A 17,461-nucleotide genomic window follows, 5' to 3' on the forward strand; every position below is an offset into this window, starting at 1 on the left:
TAACTAAGTATGCTAAAGTGAGATCTGTCGCAACAAATGAGCAGTAAAATGTCCAATTTATTCAACACTATGATTCCCATCGGTGTGCGCTTTATGGTGCTTTCCGCGTTCGGCTTTGCTCTGATGTCGGCTACAGTAAAGCACGTCGGCAACTACGGTATCCCCGTTTTTGAAATCGTTGCAGCAAGAGCGCTCGTTTCACTTATCATTAGTTATTTCGATGTAAAGCGAAAACGAATTTCTGTATGGGGCAATAATAAGCCATTACTATTTGCACGCGGTGCTGTGGGCACGATGGCTCTGATGTGTGTATATTATTCAGTGACCACCTTACCTTTGGCAGAAGCGACGATTTTCCAATATATTCATCCGGTGTTTACTGCACTACTCGCCGTATTTTTCTTGAAAGAGCGCATCCAGCCGTCAACTTTCCTTTGTATTGCGTTGTGCTTACTCGGCATCTATATCATGGTAAGCCCAGAAACGGGGCAAGGCTCAGATAGCGCTTTACCAATGTTTAGCGTCATGATTGCGATCTTAGGCGCATTTGGTAGCTCAATTGCCTACGTCATTGTCAGAAAACTGAGTCAGACAGAAGACAGCTCAGTGATCATTTTCTATTTCCCGTTGGTTGCTCTCCCCGCTTCACTCTTACTGATTGGCGACGATTTTGTAATGCCCGATCTATATCTGACTTTCATGTTGGTTCTAGTTGGTGTCTTTACCCAAATTGGGCAATTGGGGTTAACCAAAGCGATGCAAACTCAACAAGCGGGTAAAGCCTCCGCTTATTCGTATATCCAGATCGTATTTTCTGTGTTGTTAGGCATCATTTTCTTTGGCGAGGTTCCGATCATTTGGACGTACGTCGGTGGCGGTCTGATTGTTACAGGCGCATTAATTAATGCGTTTGGTCATCACTTACGGTTACCTTTTATTAAGCGCAACGCTTGATATACCTACCCAGAACCGTAAACACGACATTTAGAAAAACAGCCAGAGTGACTCTGGCTGTTTTGTGTTTAGCCTAACGTTAAGCTGATATTTTTAACCCTGCGATACCAGCGACAATCATTAGCAAGCTTAAGGCTTTGATAAGTGTTGCTGGCTCATTGAACAGATAAATACTCACGACTGCCGTGCCTATTGCGCCAATCCCTACCCATACGCCATAAGCAATGCCTAAAGGCAAGGTTCTTAACGCAATGCCAAGCAACCAAAAGCTCAATAACATAAAGACAATAGTGAATGCCGAAGCACCGAATTTGGTAAACCCTTGTGAATATTTAAGACCGACAGCCCATGCGATTTCACACAAGCCCGCAATGAAGAGAATTCCCCAAGCCATGTCACATTTCCCAACGAGATGGGGTCGTCCCCGAGAAAAGATAGAGCGGTGAGGTCGTCCTCACTTCTGATTGACTGCTTATTATATACAGAAATTTAAACATAAAAAATAAAACACGGCGATAAGCATACAACTCAAACATCTCATGTACGCTTAAATTCTACGCTTTTCTTTTTAACGGTGGCGGACTCTCTATTTCGCATCAATAACGACACCGTTTTTTAACAATTTACATATAACCTTCTGGTGTTGAAAGTGTTGCATTTATTGCACAAATCACACAAAAACTAATTGAACATGTAAATATGAAAACGTTTGTGTGACTAATATCGCTTAAAACAATGACTGATGACTTTAATATTCAGCCGAATTAATTATAAGGTATGACGTACCCATGAAAGCAATCAAAACCTCTATCGCTATCCTTGTTGGCGCCGCTCTACTATCTGGATGTAATGACGATACTGAATACGTCAATGTTCAGCCTAAAGAAGTAAAAATAGCGACTTACAACCTCTCTTTTGACCGCGCTACCTTCGAAACTTTGGTAGATGAAATGCAAATTGAACCAACGCAGCAAACTGCGTTGGTCACCTCTTATTTAGACGGTTCAATCGCAGCCGAAGACAAAACCACTGCGGAAAAAGTCATTCAAATTCGTAACGTTGCAGCAATCATTCAAAAGAATCGCCCTGATATTCTTATGATGGCGGAATACAACAACGACGGAACAGGCGAAAACAAAGCAGCCATTGAAGGATTCCAGAAGAACTACCTGTCTGTCGCGCAAAGCATCAATGGCGCGGGCGGTGAAGCAAACCTTGAGCCTATTGAATACCCTTATGCTGAATCTTACTCAACTAATACAGGGTTGTTGAGTGAGTTTGATCTCGACAACAATGGAACCGCAGGTCAAATGCCAGGTGATGCATGGGGCTTTGGCATGTACCATGGTCAATATGCATTTGCCCTTATGTCTAAGTATAAAATTGACACAGCAAACACACGTACATTCCAAGCATTTAAATGGAAAGATATGGAAGGTGCGAAAATTCCAACCATTACTATCTGCGATGGTTCGCAAAAGATTCCAGACGGCATGAAGTGTGGTGATGAATGGTACTCAGCGGAAGAATGGGATCAAGTGCGTCTATCTTCGAAAAACCACGTTGACGCACCAATCATCATTCCAACTCGCAACGGCGAAGAAGTTGTACACTTGTTGATGTCTCATCCTACTCCACCAGTATTCGACACCGGTAAAAACAAAGCGCAAAACGCAGCAGAAGTGGAGTTTTGGCATCATTACATTCAAGGCAAAGACTATTTTTACGACGATGCGGGTAAAACAGGTGGCTTAACGAACGGCGCTAAATTCGTAATGATGGGTGATCAAAACCTTGATCCAGTGTCTGGTGACGGTATTAGCTCTGTAATGCAAGAGCTGCACAACGATCCATTGGTTAATCAAACCGTGATGAATGGTGAGCTTTACCCAACAAGCTTTGGTGCAGCTGAACACGCTGTTGACCGCAGTTCAACTCACCCATATCCGAATCGCATCACTTCAACGTTTGGCTTAGGGGTAGACTATGCCTTGCCTTCAGCAAATTTGAATGTAATAGACTCTGGTGTGTACTGGTCAGCGTCTTATGAAGAAGGCCGTAAACTATTTAACGATGCACGTATCGGTAAGTATGGTGATGGTAAGGATGTATCTTCCGACCATCGCATGATCTGGATTAAAGCACAGTTCTAGACTGCATAAAAAAAAGCCAACCACAAGGAGTCGTGATTGGCTGTATATATTTGTGAACAAGATGGTTCACTAACAACGTCAGTTGGCTAGGTGACCCTCGGCTTAGAAAGGGTCACTCATACTAAAGCATGAGGCGTGCCAACTTTTCAGCGCACAAAAACAGGTTGTTATTTAATCACTTTCATTAAAACTTAACCAATAGCTACTGTTTGCTCACCGAATAAATTGCAATTTGCAAACTACCATTGGCATTTCGCAATAAACCTGATCTTTAGCTCTTGCTTTTATTGTTTCCTAGCTAAGTCGCGAGCAAGGATTAACGCAAGTCCGAATACTTGCAAGAAGAGTCCGATATTCTTGTACCAAGCGATCTTTTCATCCTGCTTTGCCATTACCTCATTGAGCTCTACATTCTCAATGTAGTAATTATCGATGCGGTCTCTATACGAAGCTTGTGCCTGATTTATCTTTGACATCAGTTGAGGAAGTTGATCAATTTTTATTTCATCCGACTCGTTGAGAACCCAAGAAGATAAATGCCCTGCTAATACCTCTTCTAGCTCTAAAGGTATCGCTACGCTCTGACTTATGTGCACATGCAGCAGTAAAGCTTCTCTTTTCCTTTCTAGGGTTTCCACACTGTTCCATGCGAGTTGGATGGAATACAAGTTTTTTGCTGTTTGCTCTGCGAGCTGCGATTGCTGTTTACCCAACTTATCAAGGACTAAGCTAGTAACGATGATCGCGCCAATATTCAGTACTAATCCAATCAGAACGAGTACCCAAGGTGGTGGAATGTAACGTCGCAGACTTACCATAACTTATCGTATGGCAGGTAAATCATATTTAACACAACCAATGAAAGTATCACCAGAAATGTCACCTGCATCCCTCTAATGCGCTTTTTCAAGTCTTTTTTCAATATGCCTTTAGCATGAATAACTCGACCAATTACAAAAATAATACCGGTGAGATGTATCCATGTTGGGTAAGCACTATTAAATTCTAAAAGTGCCATTAAAATCAGGGTGATGGGGATATATTCTGTCGCATTACTCTGGGCACTACGAGCAATTTGTAGAGCCTCTACCCCACCATCGGCATAAGCAATTTGATTTAAGCGACGTTGCTTAATTACTTGAACAGCCAACCAAATAATGAGTATTGCGAGAATGTTGGCATACAGAGCAGTGATCATATGTCGTCCTTCTTGATCTGGTTTTCACTTATATAAGCGTGTCACTTGGCTATAACTATAGCGGTATCATTATGATAATGCGTCAAATAATCTCAAGTTATGATTTCTATTCGGGCAAAAAACGAAAGCCAATGCTTCATGACATTAAAAATGCCCTCGAATGGAGGGCATAAGAATAAAGAAGCTAATATGTGAGAATATTGAAACCACTATAAGGGGTGTTTGACCAGCTTTTTGCGCCGATGCCCTTTGATAATACTTTCAAAAATTGTGAACAACAGCCCTACCCAAATAAATGCAAAGGTCACCGCTTTCACTTCGTCAAACAACTCGCCAAAAAACATAACTGCCAACACAAACTGCAAGCTTGGCTCGATGTATTGCATTAGACCGACGGTTGATAAATTAGTTATACGTATTGCGATAGAATAAAATACGAGTGGTAAAAGTGTGATAGGTGCACTGCCAAAATACAAAAGCAATGTTGTGGTATCTGTGCCCGAAGCCAGTTCACCAGTTGCCCATTGTTTATAGAGCAAATATGCGAGTGCAACTGGAGTCAGTAACAACGCCTCAACAAACAAGGTTGTACTCCAGTCATAATTTATCTTCTTCTTGTACAGCCCATACAAAGCAAAGAACAACCCCATCGTTAGTGCGATAACGGGTAGCTGACCATAGTGAATCACTTGATACATAACACCAATTGTTGCCAGCACGATTGCAATAAGCTTGCCTATTGAGAGCTTATCCCCAAGAATAAATACGCCCAGTGCAACAGATACTAATGGTCCAATAAAGAAGCCTAAGCTGGCATCGATGACCCGATGATGGGTCAAAGCCCAAGTGAACGCACTCCAAGAAATACACATCAAACTGCTCGCCACAAACGTGTACCACAAGGATTTTTTATCAAGCCAGATTTCTTTCCAATTCAGCCCTCGATGGGTTATCCCAAGTACAATTAGAAACCCGACAGGTACAGACCCAATGATTCGCCATGCTAGCAACTCATCCATAGAAGCATTTGGTAAATAACGATAATAAATTGGTAGCAATCCCCAGATCACAAAGGAGAATGCTGCCATAAAAGTGCCATAACGAGTGTTATTCATAAAACTATCGCCCATCTAAACGACCAATTTGGCGTAAGTAAACAAGTCCGCCATACATAAAAAGGAATGCAATCCCGCAGTGACTTTATGATGCAGATGGCATTATTGGCTCAACGCTTGTACGACGGCGGTAAAGCCACTTACAAAACACAACATAAGTGCCCCAAACCGAATCTTTTCTTTTGGTAACGACTGGGTAGTTTTCATTGCTAGCCAGTAACCAAGCGCCGCAGCAGGTAATAGAGGAATAGTAATGACCAAATGATGCAATGTGAAGAAGCCCACTGGGATTTGTACTATTAGTGAAATAATCGAACTGAAAACAAAAAAAGCCGATAAATTACCGCGTAACTGATTCGCTTCTTGATGCTGCAACAATAACGCCATCGGAGGGCCTCCAATCGCAGAACTGGTACCAAACAACCCAGAAAAGAAACCAGCACATGTCATACGCGAAGGCGTAGGCTCAACCCGAAACGGTAAAACACTCACCACGACTGCAAACAGCACCAACAAACCAATCCAAAGCGTGAGAGTTTGTGTAGATACAAAAAAGAGTAGCAAGCCACCAGCAATTGATCCCGGCACTCGCCCAATCAACGCCATCTTTAAGCCGCCGATTTCAACACTACTGCGGTGCTTCATCGCATTCATCAACGAAATAAATAACGCGACTAAACAAATTGGCGCAGGAACATATTCTGGCGCCCAAAGAATCAGTAAAGGTGCGGCAACAATAGCCAAGCCAAAACCGATTGCGGTCTGGACATAAGAGCCAAGAAATATCAAACCTATTGCAAGGAAGTTTATCGAATCGAATTCCATTTAGATTATTCTTATATTTGAAAAATAAACACAAAACCAAAGCATATTCGCATGATGAATACCTCAGGCATACTGCGATATGAATTCCGCGTAGCATTCATCAAAGTGAATAAAAAGACAATCCATTTGTGCGGTTCGCCCTTATTTGCATTTTGTATTTCATTCCGCTGATGTACATGTTTGCTTACATCGAAGAGGATTCATGCTCGCCTGTTCACGCAGCATTTCTTCAGCGGAATTAATGACCTCTTAAAATCTAGCAGAATTAAACCCGTGAATTCTCCATTGCATTTAATGGATTAAGTCAATTAGTGCGGCGTCGGTATAGCACTTTACAACTCACCTCTTTATACTACTGATCGATTTATCATTACCGTACTTATTTACACAATAAACAAGTGTACGGTCAGTGTTTTTCTACCTTTAACTTGCTGTGAAAATAATATGAAAAAACAAACGGGATTTACTCTAATAGAGTTAGTCGTAGTTATTGTCGTGCTCGGTATTCTTGCTGTCACTGCCGCGCCACGCTTTTTAAACCTTCAAAGTGATGCACGTGAAGCTCGTTTGGAAGGAATGAAAGGCGCTATTGCGTCAGCATTAGCCGTCGGTTATGGGAAAATGGCGATTGCGGGATTGGAAAGCAAGCCTTACGTTTCAAACTTCGTAGACAGTGCTTTAATGGCTGATTTACCATTTGACGGCTGTAATATTGGTGGTTCAAAGCGCTGTGTTTTTTTATATGGATATCCTGATTCTGATAGCGAATCGATGAAGTTACTCGTGCAAGGACTGAACGAAGAAGACTCGGATTGGAAAACATTTCATCACCCGGCTGGTTCAACAACTCGCGAAATGGTCATTGCTGCAGCCGACGAAAAAAGAGCTAGCCTTACACAATGCGGAATTTTATATGGGCCACCGCAGACTCCAAACGAGAGTTATACCTTAGATATTCTTCCCTGCCCTCAATAAAAATAAGGCTGCCAATCGGCAGCCTTATTTGTTTCATCTGATCGGTTTTTTACGCAAAGTTAAACACGTATTTATCCATCATATTCACCATGCGGCCAATCTCTGGCTTGGTAATCGTATCATTTGCGCCAAGAGAGAGTGCTTTCGCTCGGTTATCCTCACTCATCAATGACGAGAACATAATGATCGGCATTTCATGAAACGCTTCGGTATCTCGTAGTCTCTTCACTAAGTGCATACCATCCATTCGAGGCATTTCTACGTCCGTAACCACCGCATCTAATAGCTCTTTAACTGGCAAGTTTTCTTCTTTCGCGACCTCGATCAAGCTCATCAACTTCTCATGCGCCTCACCACCGTCTTTACATGTGATCACATTGTAACCTGAAGAAGCTAATGTATCTTGGATCAAAGAGCGAATAAATGCTGAGTCATCCACCACCATGATCGTTTTCGCATTACGCTTACCGACCATTCTCTGGTTGAGATCCACCGACTTGTCCCCTTTCACATCGTACTTTTCCATACTCAGTTCTGGGTTGATGTCTGCGATGATTTTTTCAAAGTCGAGAATCATGATCAGGTTGCCTTCTTTACGGACAACGGCCACTACACAATCTTGTTCGCCCGCTTCCAAAAACTGACTTGGTGATTCCACATCATTCCAAGAGATACGATGAATACGCGAAATGCTGTCAATTAAGAAGCCATTGGTCATTTTGTTGAAATCCGTAACGATTACAAACTTGCGCTCCAGATCTTGTCGTGTTGGCACACCTAACCAACCAGCTAAATCCACTAAAGGCGTCAGTACATCTCTGGATGAGAACACACCAATCATATGAGGTTGTGCGTTTGGATAATCGGTTGTTTCTGGCACGCGAATCACTTCTCGTACTTTCGCAACGTTAATGCCGTAATAACAAGTTTTTGTGCTGCCATCTGGCAATGTTTTTTCTAAATGAAACTCGATGATTTCAAGCTCATTGGTACCACTTTCTGTCAAAATGGTGCTGGTTACGTTACTCATAAAGCCAATTATCCAACCAAAAATACGCATCAGAAAAAGTTTGATGCAAACGCCATGAGAAGCCATTCTCTGGCTAAAAATCCAAAAGTCCTTTTTAGTCGTTACAACAAAATTTGTAAACCATCAAAAGGACGGCTAACGCACATTTCCATACCAAACCATGTAAAATTGTCTCATTTTTGAACACGACATTATGAGTGGCCAAAGTGCGAATTAACACCTCCACTTTTAGCGGCCGAGTCAATGAAAAGTTTAGAAATAATTTGAAGTGATGTTCAGCGTCAATAGCCAAACCTATCTAACAGATATCAGTACAAAGTTGGCTACCGTGCTCATGCCTGGTGTAGAACAAGCTCTCTTCAAGTGGCTTGGTATAAAACTGCGCTTGCTAACACACGGGTTTAAATCGAAGCGCTAGAAACATCACAAGAAAATCTGAAGGCATAGAACACTTTCAGTTTGTTAGTTTTCTGTCAGCGTAAGTTTTAAGCAATCATCCTATCACTAGGTATTTCAATACCTGACATCGCTATTCCCATAATCAAGACACTGATTTTCACTTTTGGAAAGAGTCATTTTCCTTCCTCTTAGCAAGGTTTTTCCTACAATCCTATTCATCCAATTGCGCTGTCGCCTGACAGCACACTAGTTGATGTATTAGGTGAGGTTCACTTTGAATAATGTTCTTATTATCGACGCTCAACCATTGTATAGCGAAGCACTTGCTTCTCTAGTTGAATCCGTAATCAACGCAGCTGAAGTGATTCAAACCACTGACAGTGCGGAAGTGATGGATCTTGTCCGAGGCCAAAAGATTGATTTGATTATTCTAGACGTAGTGCTTGGCGACCGCGATGGTATGCGTTTAGCCAAAAACATTTTAGCGACGGGATATCGTGGCCGACTGTTATTTGTTTCTTCACGCGACTACTCGAGTCTTTCTAAAGCAGCGTACGAAATGGGCGCAAACGGCTTCTTAAGCAAACATGAAACAAGAGAGACCATTATCGACGCAATTGTGAGTGTTTCACGCGGTTACTCAATGTTTAAGTCGACTCACACACCATCGTCGGGTAACGTAACACTTTCAAATCGCGAAGCCATGGTGTTCCATTATCTTGTACAAGGCTACTCAAATAAGAAGATTTCTGAACAACTTTCACTCAGCGCTAAAACAATCAGCACCTACAAAACGCGTATTCTGAAAAAGTACCATGCGGACACGTTGATTGAACTTCTGCATACTATTCCTCAGTCAGAAAACATTGAGTTTTGCCGCTAAGCGCTCATGTATTTTGCAATAGCACCGATTAACAACTGGTGCATTGCATCATGTCTTAAGCTTTGCTTCACCTGTACAACCACTTTTGGCCAGCCATCTGGGTAAAAATGCTCTGGCACTCTTATAAATTTATATCCATCAATTGGCGCCTGATATTCAAGTAATACGGTTGCGGCGCTTTTTTGCTTAATTAGCTTCAATACGCTGCTTACGTTGTCTAGAGCCGCAATACGGTTGATGACCATACCGTGGCTTTCCATTGCACGCTTAACGAGCTGCTCTTTCTCTTTCCAACCGATAATCTCTAACATGATAAAGGGAAGTTTGGCCGCTTCTTCCAGGGTGGTAATTCCCAGCTCTTCAGGGACAACTACCACAGCAGGCGCATAGCCGATGAACTTCTGATAAACAGATTTCGGAACATCCTCGTTGAAGTAATGTAACTGCGCATCCACTTTGCCTAGGATTATCTCTTCTATCGTATACTCTGTAATCGTTGCTATCGAAATGTGCGCCTTGGGAAACAGCGCCATTAAATCCATTGCAAGTAAATGCCCAAATGAGTATTGAGCGGTTTGCGGTAAACAAATGGTGATGTCTTTTTCGTAATTTTCCGGTTCAAACTCATCTCTAATTAGACAAGTTTCAAGCTTCTCGAGTGCATCGGAAATTTTAGGTAATTGACGTTTTAAATAGTCCGTCGGTTCCATGTGGTGAGGATGCCGAATAAACAATTCATCGTTTAGCTGGAGTCGCAATCGGGCAAGGTATTTGCTAATTGACGCTTCGCTCTTCCCCATCGCTTTCGCAACGGGCTTGAGCTGACGGTGCTTATCCAGTAAGACAAGTATTTTAAGTAAGTTTAAGTCGAGATCTTTGTTCACGTGCGACACCAGATGTAAGGTCGAGAATAAATAGAGCAATCACTATTTGTTGACTGCTCTAATATAAAAGACCACTCATTCTGTTTGGTCAAATTAATCAAACAGTTATGTCATGGTTATGTTCCGTAACTTAACATTTAGTCAATACCAGACCTGCTTAATGGGACTTTTGTCTGTGTTTTTTCATCTCATAGAGATCTTCATCTGCACGTACAATAACGTCCTGAAGCGTTTCGTGTAACTCATTCGCCGCGATACCAGTACTCACACTAACCTCGATATCCAAGGTCTTTAGTCGGTTATCTTTAACGACACTACGAAGCTTCTTCGCCAATATTGAAGATTGGCTGATACTGCAACCTGGCAGAATCGCAACAAACTCATCACCACCAGTTCGAACTAGATAATCACTATTTCGAAACACTTTAGACATAGCATCAGCAATAATCCCAATAACTTCGTCCCCTACATGGTGACCGTAATGGTCATTGATTCGCTTGATCCTATCGCCATCTATTGCAATGACGGAATATGGCGCGGTTTCCAAACGACGTTTGAATTCGCTATCTTGAAAGACTCTGCGGTTAAACAATCCCGTTAAATCATCTTTCGTCACGTTCGTCAGTGCTTTCGCGAGGCGAAGTTTGCTCTCTTTAGATTCATAAGCTTTGTTGTAATACGCTAAAGTTACGAAAAAGAAGATGATAAACAAGAACACGTAATCCAGTACAATTTTACTGAATGGGTACATGTAAACAATGAGATTGTTGTTGTCTGCGACATATGATTGGGTGTACGCGAATGATGGAAAGGGGTAGCCAGCGAAGTAAATCACCATTTGCTTGTTCCCATTCGCTATTTGAACATCCACCGCTTTCCCATCATTATAAAGCGGCGAGAGGTACAATTGTTCCGAAAACTCTCCCACTAACTCACCTTGAAAGTAAACCGGACTCATGATGCTTATCGCCATGTCATCGGAGTATGTCGTTTTAAATGGTAGGGAAAACAATACCCGGTCCGTTAGTTGCTCTTTCCACGCGGCTAACACACAAGAATAGTTACTTTTACACCAATCAACATCAAATGTGGCTTTCACTCCCTCTAGCGCTTCAATCGGTCTCTCTAAGATGAGTTTGTTTCCAGTATAAGAACGAAAATACATAACGGCATTTTGTCGATTGAACGCATTTGATAAATACGCTTCAGCCTGATGAAGCGATTTCCGTGCAACAGCTTCAACGTAATTAAGTTTTTCATAACGTGACAGGGAGTAAATCGCATCTTGAAAGCTCAGCTCTGTTTGCGCTTCTACTTCACTCACGCTCATGCCTTTGTATTGCTCGAGCTGCGCTTCCGTCAATAGCCCCATGAGAATTACTTTTTGTTTTATTTTGGCTAAATTATTCGCGTAAGTGTTGAACTGCTTTACTTCATAAGAAATTAACACCGCACCAATCATTGTGACAGAAGTGACGAATAGTAATGTTGCGATGAAAAGAGACAACGCGATACTTTTAAGTGTCATGATGCGGTCTTACGCCCCCGCCACTCTTGTTAGCTCAACAATGTTCTTTACGTTAAATTTATCCAATAGACGGCGTTTGTATGTGCTGACTGTTTTATCACTTATTGATAGCACTGAAGCGATTTCTCTATTGGACTTTCCTTGTAGTAAATACTTCATTACTGCACTTTCTCTGCTTGAAAGTTGTGGCATTTCTCGAACGCTGTTAACAACTTGCTTAAATTTGAAGAAGGTATACCCCTTCTCTACCGCTTCTATCGCGTCTTTAAGAATGTCGTGATTTTCCGATTTACACACATAGCCATCAGCGCCAGAACGAAAAGCCATTTGGCTGTACATTTGGCTAGTTTCAGCGGAGAAGAAAATGACTTTGCCTTCATAACCATGGGATTTGATACGTTTGTAGAAATCAAACCCATCGCAATCTGCCAAGTTCACATCTAAGATCAACCGTTGAATTTCTTCCTTTTTCAATATTTGTAATGCCATCTTCGCTGATGTTGCAGTAAATACCCCATTTGTTTTACCTAACTCTTCCAACAACGACTTGATTGCAACACAAACGAGAGGATGATCGTCAAAGATCAAGTAATTCAATTTATTCATATCTTTCATTTAGTATGGTTATGGCTTCTAGTGGCATGGGTTTATCAATGTAAAAGCCTTGGCAAAGATCAATCCCATACTCACGTATCGCTTGCAGTGTGACTTCGTCTTCAATACCTTCCGCGACCAGTCGTATATTCAAACTTTTCGCTAACGCGCAAATAGCAACAACGATGTTGCGTTTTTTGATGTCGCATTCGACACCTTGTACAAACGAACGATCGATTTTTAACTCGTTGAATGGCAGTTGAGCCAGTTTTTCAAACGTCGATGAACCCGTGCCAAAATCATCTATTGAGACAGTGACACCGTTCATCCTCAACTTGAGTAAATTCTTGTACAGGGACGCGCTAGTCTGAAATGTATCTCGCTCTGTAATTTCAATGGTGATTTGTGATGGGTCAATCTCGCTCTCTAAACATTGCTGTAAAAAGTAATGAGAGAACGCCGTATCTTCTAAATTTTCATGGTCTACATTGATGGATACGTTTTGCGTCAATCCGCGGTGTTTCATGTCATAAATAACATTACTCAATACAGCTTGAAACAACTCTCCAGAAAGGCGGCAACGCTCTACAATTGGCAAAAAATAATGAGGGGGTAACACACCATAAATAGGATGATTCCAACGCGCGAGCGCTTCATACCCAAGCACTTCCCCACTTTGCACATCGACTAAAGGCTGGTAATAATTTTTCACTCGCCCTTCAGCCAGAGCAAACAGGAATTCTTGATCTTCTACTTCAATAGGTTGAGCAAAGCTGACTTGTTTCGCTTTTTCATCTTTTATTTTACCCAACAAATCAACGACTTCATTTTCATCGTATGGCTTAGGCAGCTTCCCCAATACTTCAAAACTAAATCCCTCGCACATGGCTCTTACCGCAGAAATAATGGTCAATTCCATTGCACTGACCAGTACAACTTGCCCCTGGTACTGGACTTTATCGAGCATTTCCATCATATCGATACCGTCTTTCCCGGGCATTTGGATATCACAAAAAATTACGTCAAAATGTTGTTCCTGCACACTCTGAATAGCAGCATCCACACAGTTAAAAGGGATGACTTGCGCGCAATAGCGATCCAATATTTGCGAAAGTATTGTGGTTTGTAGCGGATGGTCATCAATCACCATCACATTAAGTTGTGTATTCATTTGTCTCTACCCAATAGTTTATGTTTTCGATCTCCTGCTCGATTCGTAAAATTAGCTCCGCTGTTCGCCTGTCAAACTCCGCAGCAGTAACTCGTTCTGCCTCAATACAAAGCTCAGCCAGCATGCTTACCCCTATCGCCCCAACCGCTCCTTTGATGCCATGAATGACCCGTTTTTTGTCTCGCTCAGTCGATGCGGCGTTTAAGTTTTTTATATCTGTAGACATTGATTGACTAAACACGCGCGCAATCTCTTTTGCGTCCTGTGCTTTGAACCGTTTAATCCAGCCGGGCAGCCTACCCCTCTCTTTTTCGCCAATAAATGGAATCAAAACGGTTTTTAATTGATTAAGGTCATAGGGCTTGTAGAGCACGTCATCAATGCCGATATCCTGTGTACGTTCAATGGCAAGACGAGCATCTTCTGCTGTCACACCGATGATTGGAATTGCTTTAAATTCGGAGCTTTTCACGTACCTAACAAGCTCATAGCCATCCATTTCTGGCATATGAAAATCGGTCAGCAGCAACACAACGTTTTCATCTTGGTTGATGTATTCCCATGCTTCGCGGCCGTTGTTCACAATGACAGGTTCGATTCCAAGTTCATGAAGCTGCATTGCTATCACGCTTTGGTTAATGGGATTATCTTCTGCGACCAGTACCGTGCCGAGGACCCAAGAAACCACTTCTTGATTTACGTCACTAAGCTTGGTTTCTTGCTGCGTTTGGCTGAGCAAATTGAACAATGTATCTGGATATTGAATCTCTCTTAGCGTAAGACTGCCAAGTACCCTTTGTTCGTCACGCAGCATTAGGCCATTAAAACTGGCATCGCTGTCGTGTATAGGGTGAAGGTTCGCCACCATTGTTTTTAACGTCGCTGGACGCATTTTCCACGCGTCACACCACTGACGAATATTAAGTGGTAAGCTCTCGCTATACGTCCAGTTCAAACAAACGTCTGGCTCAGAGTCGCAATGCTCAATTGGCAGTCTGACAGTAATCGTCGTGCCCAAGCCAAATTGTGAATCGATGTAGAGCACGCCGCCCATGCAGTCGATCAATCGGTCAACAATGCTCAGCCCCAATCCAGTACCGCCATATTTACGCGTAATAGTGTCATCCGCTTGAACAAAAGGATTGAGAATGCCTTCGAGTTGGTCATCCGTCATGCCGATACCTGAATCCGCCACTTTCAAAATAAGCTGCTTTTCATGAAGAATGACACTGATTCCAACCTCGCCTTCCGCAGTGAATTTCACCGCATTGGAGAGCAGATTGGTGGTAATTTGCACCAATCGCAGCGCGTCGATTTCAATGAAAGCATTCGAAAATGGTTTGATTGTCACTTTGTAATCCAAACCTTTCGCGAGCGCTCGTGGTTCAAAGCTTCGAAACACATCGCACAAGGTTTTAAGCAAGTCGGTCTTAGCTGGGGCGACGGTTAAGTGCCCTGCTTCTAACTTTGAATAATCCAGTACTTCGTCTACTAGCGTATTCAAATGATTGAGCGAGCGTATGGCTTGGGCAATTAACTCGCGATTTGAATCTGCCGTCACTTGGTGATTTAGCAGATCGAGGATGCCGTGTGCTGCCGACAATGGCGTTCTTAATTCGTGACTCATGGTTGCCAAAAAGTTTTCGCGCGCACGTACCGCGGTTTGCGCTTCTTTTTGCGCATCGATTAACGCCTGCTCACGTTCTTTTTGCTGGGTAATATCTTGAATAACCGTCAGTACAAACTTGTTCTTACCGCTAGGAGAAGCGATGACTTTGCGTTCTCGATATACATGTTTAATATCAAGTTCACAGCCCGACGAGGCAACCTCTTCTGAAACACGCTTTCCAGCAATAACAGTGGTCAGTTCATCAAAATTATTCACCAGAGGAGCGTGCGTAGAATCACTTTTCAACTTACATTGTTGGCACTGTTTACTGTTGTAGTTGGCACAATTGCTCATCTCCATATGGTTATTTTCACTATGGATAAAAACCAAGCTATTGATCTCTTTGATGATGTCCATCAGCCATTGCTTTTGCGCTTCCTCATTGTCAGCATTAAATTCGGCTAACCTCACTTTAAGTCGCATGTGAGATAAGGTGAAATACGCCGCAATTAACATGAGACAGAATATGAATGAACCAGCAACAACAAATGTAGCGATCTGCTCCGCGTCATAGCCATAAGTCAGTTTGAAGCTTCGGTGAGAACGCTGCAGTTTTTCGATCTCGTTAGAATCAATGGTTTCGATGATGCTGTTCAACATGTGTTGCAGTTGTGTATTGTGGTTTGCAACCGCAAATGCATTAGAGAACGTCAAAACGTCCTCCGCATTGATCACCAAGCCATCGACTTGATCTTGTGCAATCATGTTGTGAACGATGTCGTCAGGAATGTAAGCCACATCCAAAACGCCCGATTTCAAATCGGTAAGCAGCTTTTTCAAATCATCATAATGATCAACTTGGCCTTGCTGCCAAGTGCCCAAATGAACTAACCCTTGCTTTTTCAAAGTGAGCAGAATACCCGCTTCTTTCAATGCAGATTTATCTCGCTTGCTCTGCTCCGCTTGGATAGCCACGTAATTACTGTGCATGAATGGTTTAGTGAACAACCAATCTGACTTAGGTAGCTCACCCACATAAGAAACGGGGACTATATCGGCATCAAATGCCGTTAATCCATTAGAAAGGCTCGACGTCGGTTTCACATACTTAAAGCTCAAGCCAGTACGAGACTGCAATAAGTCGATGAAGTCTGGAAAGAAACCGTCTAGCTCGCCCGTTTGCGAATCTCGGTAGAGAAACGGATAAGCTTCGTCACTGCTGCTGTAAGTTATCACTAGTTTGTTTTGATGATTACGTCGGTAATCTACCAATAACTTATCACTGATATGGTAAGGATTTTTCGAGGCGACGGAGCGAATATTTTTTCCATTTTGCTCCCACTGAAGGATTTTGTTGATGTCATCGATCAGACTCTGTTTGTCCAACGAAGCGATAAAACTCACCTCTTCGTTTTTCAACCAACTGGGAATATCGACAACCCCTTTTACAATGTCATTCAAATCCAAATATTGGGTAATACCAACATAAGTGTAAATCAGCGCGTTCGCTTTACCTCGCTTAACTTCATTAAACGCCTCTAAACGTGTTTTAACGTAATGTATCTTATCGATACCGCGTTCAGTGAGGTTGTCACAATATACACTGCCCTCAACACACACCCATTTAAGATCACGCGCATCACTATCTCGGTAAGTGGCATTCCGATACCAAACAGCGATAGTGCTCGAAAAAAAAGGCATCGAAAACAAGAAACGCTTTTCTCTTGCTGCTGTTTTACTAAATCCAACCGCACCATCAATCCTCTTGCTTTCGACATCCGCAACTAAAGACGGAATATGCTTGTAAGTCCGAAGTTCTAACTCATAATCCAAAGCTTTAGTAATGTTAGACAAATACTCAAGACTAATTCCGTACGAAGGACCAACGCTACCGTCAAACGAGTCTTTAGCTTCGTCTTGCGCAATAACACCAACGATGACCTTCGGTTTAGGACTCTGTTTGGCCGTTGAGCAAAAAGAACTCGCTAAAAAAATTAAGACGACGGACGATACCGTAATACTTCTAAGAATACTGAGCATGACTGCTTCCTCTGAATGGAAGCTCAGACTAGTTTTTGTCAGATAAAAGTCAAACTTTGCTCAATAGCGAAATAAAAATAAAGCTTTGATATAAAACCAAAAA

Annotated in this window: 15 protein-coding genes; 4 read left to right on the forward strand and 11 right to left on the reverse strand. The window is 42.3% G+C overall.

The window, feature by feature from the left end:
* Positions 1–48 precede the first annotated feature (48 nt).
* A complete protein-coding gene (locus R7O03_RS16235; RefSeq protein ID WP_258614602.1) occupies positions 49–954 on the forward strand; it encodes a DMT family transporter in 906 nt (301 codons plus the stop codon).
* Positions 955–1,033: 79 nt separating this feature from the next.
* On the opposite strand, the gene R7O03_RS16240 is transcribed toward R7O03_RS16235, so the two are convergent.
* Positions 1,034–1,348 carry a DMT family transporter gene (locus R7O03_RS16240; protein WP_005376506.1) on the reverse strand — a complete coding sequence of 105 codons (315 nt, stop codon included), beginning with the start codon at positions 1,346–1,348 and terminating at the stop codon, positions 1,034–1,036.
* A 394-nt stretch (positions 1,349–1,742) separates the two neighbouring features.
* Here R7O03_RS16240 and R7O03_RS16245 point away from each other — a divergent pair, with 394 nt between their 5' ends.
* Positions 1,743–3,107, forward strand: a complete 1,365-nt coding sequence (locus R7O03_RS16245; protein ID WP_258614605.1) for an endonuclease/exonuclease/phosphatase family protein — start codon at positions 1,743–1,745, stop codon at positions 3,105–3,107.
* 284 nt (positions 3,108–3,391) lie between these two features.
* Here R7O03_RS16245 and R7O03_RS16250 read toward each other — a convergent pair whose 3' ends face one another.
* The 4 genes from R7O03_RS16250 to R7O03_RS16265 form a co-directional block, all read right to left on the reverse strand.
* Complete coding sequence (locus tag R7O03_RS16250; protein WP_054574616.1) at positions 3,392–3,925, reverse strand: hypothetical protein; 534 nt, start codon at positions 3,923–3,925, stop codon at positions 3,392–3,394.
* Complete coding sequence (locus R7O03_RS16255; protein WP_005376510.1) at positions 3,919–4,305, reverse strand: MAPEG family protein; 387 nt, start codon at positions 4,303–4,305, stop codon at positions 3,919–3,921. Before R7O03_RS16255 ends, R7O03_RS16250 begins: the two co-directional genes overlap by 7 nt.
* A gap of 209 nt (positions 4,306–4,514) precedes the next feature.
* Positions 4,515–5,420 (reverse strand): EamA family transporter RarD, encoded by a 906-nt coding sequence (gene rarD, locus R7O03_RS16260; RefSeq protein ID WP_025998671.1) that lies wholly within the window; start codon positions 5,418–5,420, stop codon positions 4,515–4,517.
* 102 nt (positions 5,421–5,522) lie between these two features.
* Positions 5,523–6,245, reverse strand: coding sequence for a sulfite exporter TauE/SafE family protein (locus R7O03_RS16265; RefSeq protein ID WP_042520743.1), 723 nt, complete (start codon positions 6,243–6,245; stop codon positions 5,523–5,525).
* A gap of 444 nt (positions 6,246–6,689) precedes the next feature.
* Here R7O03_RS16265 and R7O03_RS16270 point away from each other — a divergent pair, with 444 nt between their 5' ends.
* A complete protein-coding gene (locus tag R7O03_RS16270; RefSeq protein ID WP_258479224.1) occupies positions 6,690–7,220 on the forward strand; it encodes a prepilin-type N-terminal cleavage/methylation domain-containing protein in 531 nt (176 codons plus the stop codon).
* A 49-nt stretch (positions 7,221–7,269) separates the two neighbouring features.
* On the opposite strand, the gene R7O03_RS16275 is transcribed toward R7O03_RS16270, so the two are convergent.
* Positions 7,270–8,250 carry a chemotaxis protein gene (locus R7O03_RS16275; protein ID WP_025998672.1) on the reverse strand — a complete coding sequence of 327 codons (981 nt, stop codon included), beginning with the start codon at positions 8,248–8,250 and terminating at the stop codon, positions 7,270–7,272.
* A gap of 673 nt (positions 8,251–8,923) precedes the next feature.
* On the opposite strand from R7O03_RS16275, the gene R7O03_RS16280 reads away from it, so the two are divergent.
* Positions 8,924–9,532, forward strand: coding sequence for a response regulator transcription factor (locus R7O03_RS16280; RefSeq protein WP_017821556.1), 609 nt, complete (start codon positions 8,924–8,926; stop codon positions 9,530–9,532).
* Here R7O03_RS16280 and R7O03_RS16285 read toward each other — a convergent pair.
* The 5 genes from R7O03_RS16285 to R7O03_RS16305 form a co-directional block, all read right to left on the reverse strand.
* Positions 9,529–10,416: a LysR family transcriptional regulator gene (locus R7O03_RS16285; RefSeq protein ID WP_017635345.1), complete on the reverse strand. Its 888-nt coding sequence runs from the start codon at positions 10,414–10,416 to the stop codon at positions 9,529–9,531. The two genes, R7O03_RS16280 and R7O03_RS16285, sit on opposite strands and share 4 nt — an antisense overlap.
* 157 nt (positions 10,417–10,573) lie before the next feature.
* Positions 10,574–11,944: a GGDEF domain-containing protein gene (locus R7O03_RS16290; protein ID WP_017635346.1), complete on the reverse strand. Its 1,371-nt coding sequence runs from the start codon at positions 11,942–11,944 to the stop codon at positions 10,574–10,576.
* Positions 11,945–11,953: 9 nt separating this feature from the next.
* On the reverse strand, positions 11,954–12,550 hold the full coding sequence (locus R7O03_RS16295) for a response regulator transcription factor (protein WP_318131862.1): 597 nt from the start codon (positions 12,548–12,550) through the stop codon (positions 11,954–11,956).
* Positions 12,543–13,709, reverse strand: coding sequence for an EAL domain-containing protein (locus tag R7O03_RS16300; protein WP_005376519.1), 1,167 nt, complete (start codon positions 13,707–13,709; stop codon positions 12,543–12,545). The genes R7O03_RS16295 and R7O03_RS16300 overlap by 8 nt, the downstream gene beginning before the upstream one ends.
* Complete coding sequence (locus R7O03_RS16305) at positions 13,693–17,358, reverse strand: ATP-binding protein (RefSeq protein WP_318131863.1); 3,666 nt, start codon at positions 17,356–17,358, stop codon at positions 13,693–13,695. The genes R7O03_RS16300 and R7O03_RS16305 overlap by 17 nt, the downstream gene beginning before the upstream one ends.
* Positions 17,359–17,461: the final 103 nt, after the last annotated feature.

Source organism: Vibrio sp. Vb2960 (assembly GCF_033337665.1).
GTDB classification, from domain to species: domain Bacteria; phylum Pseudomonadota; class Gammaproteobacteria; order Enterobacterales; family Vibrionaceae; genus Vibrio; species Vibrio alginolyticus.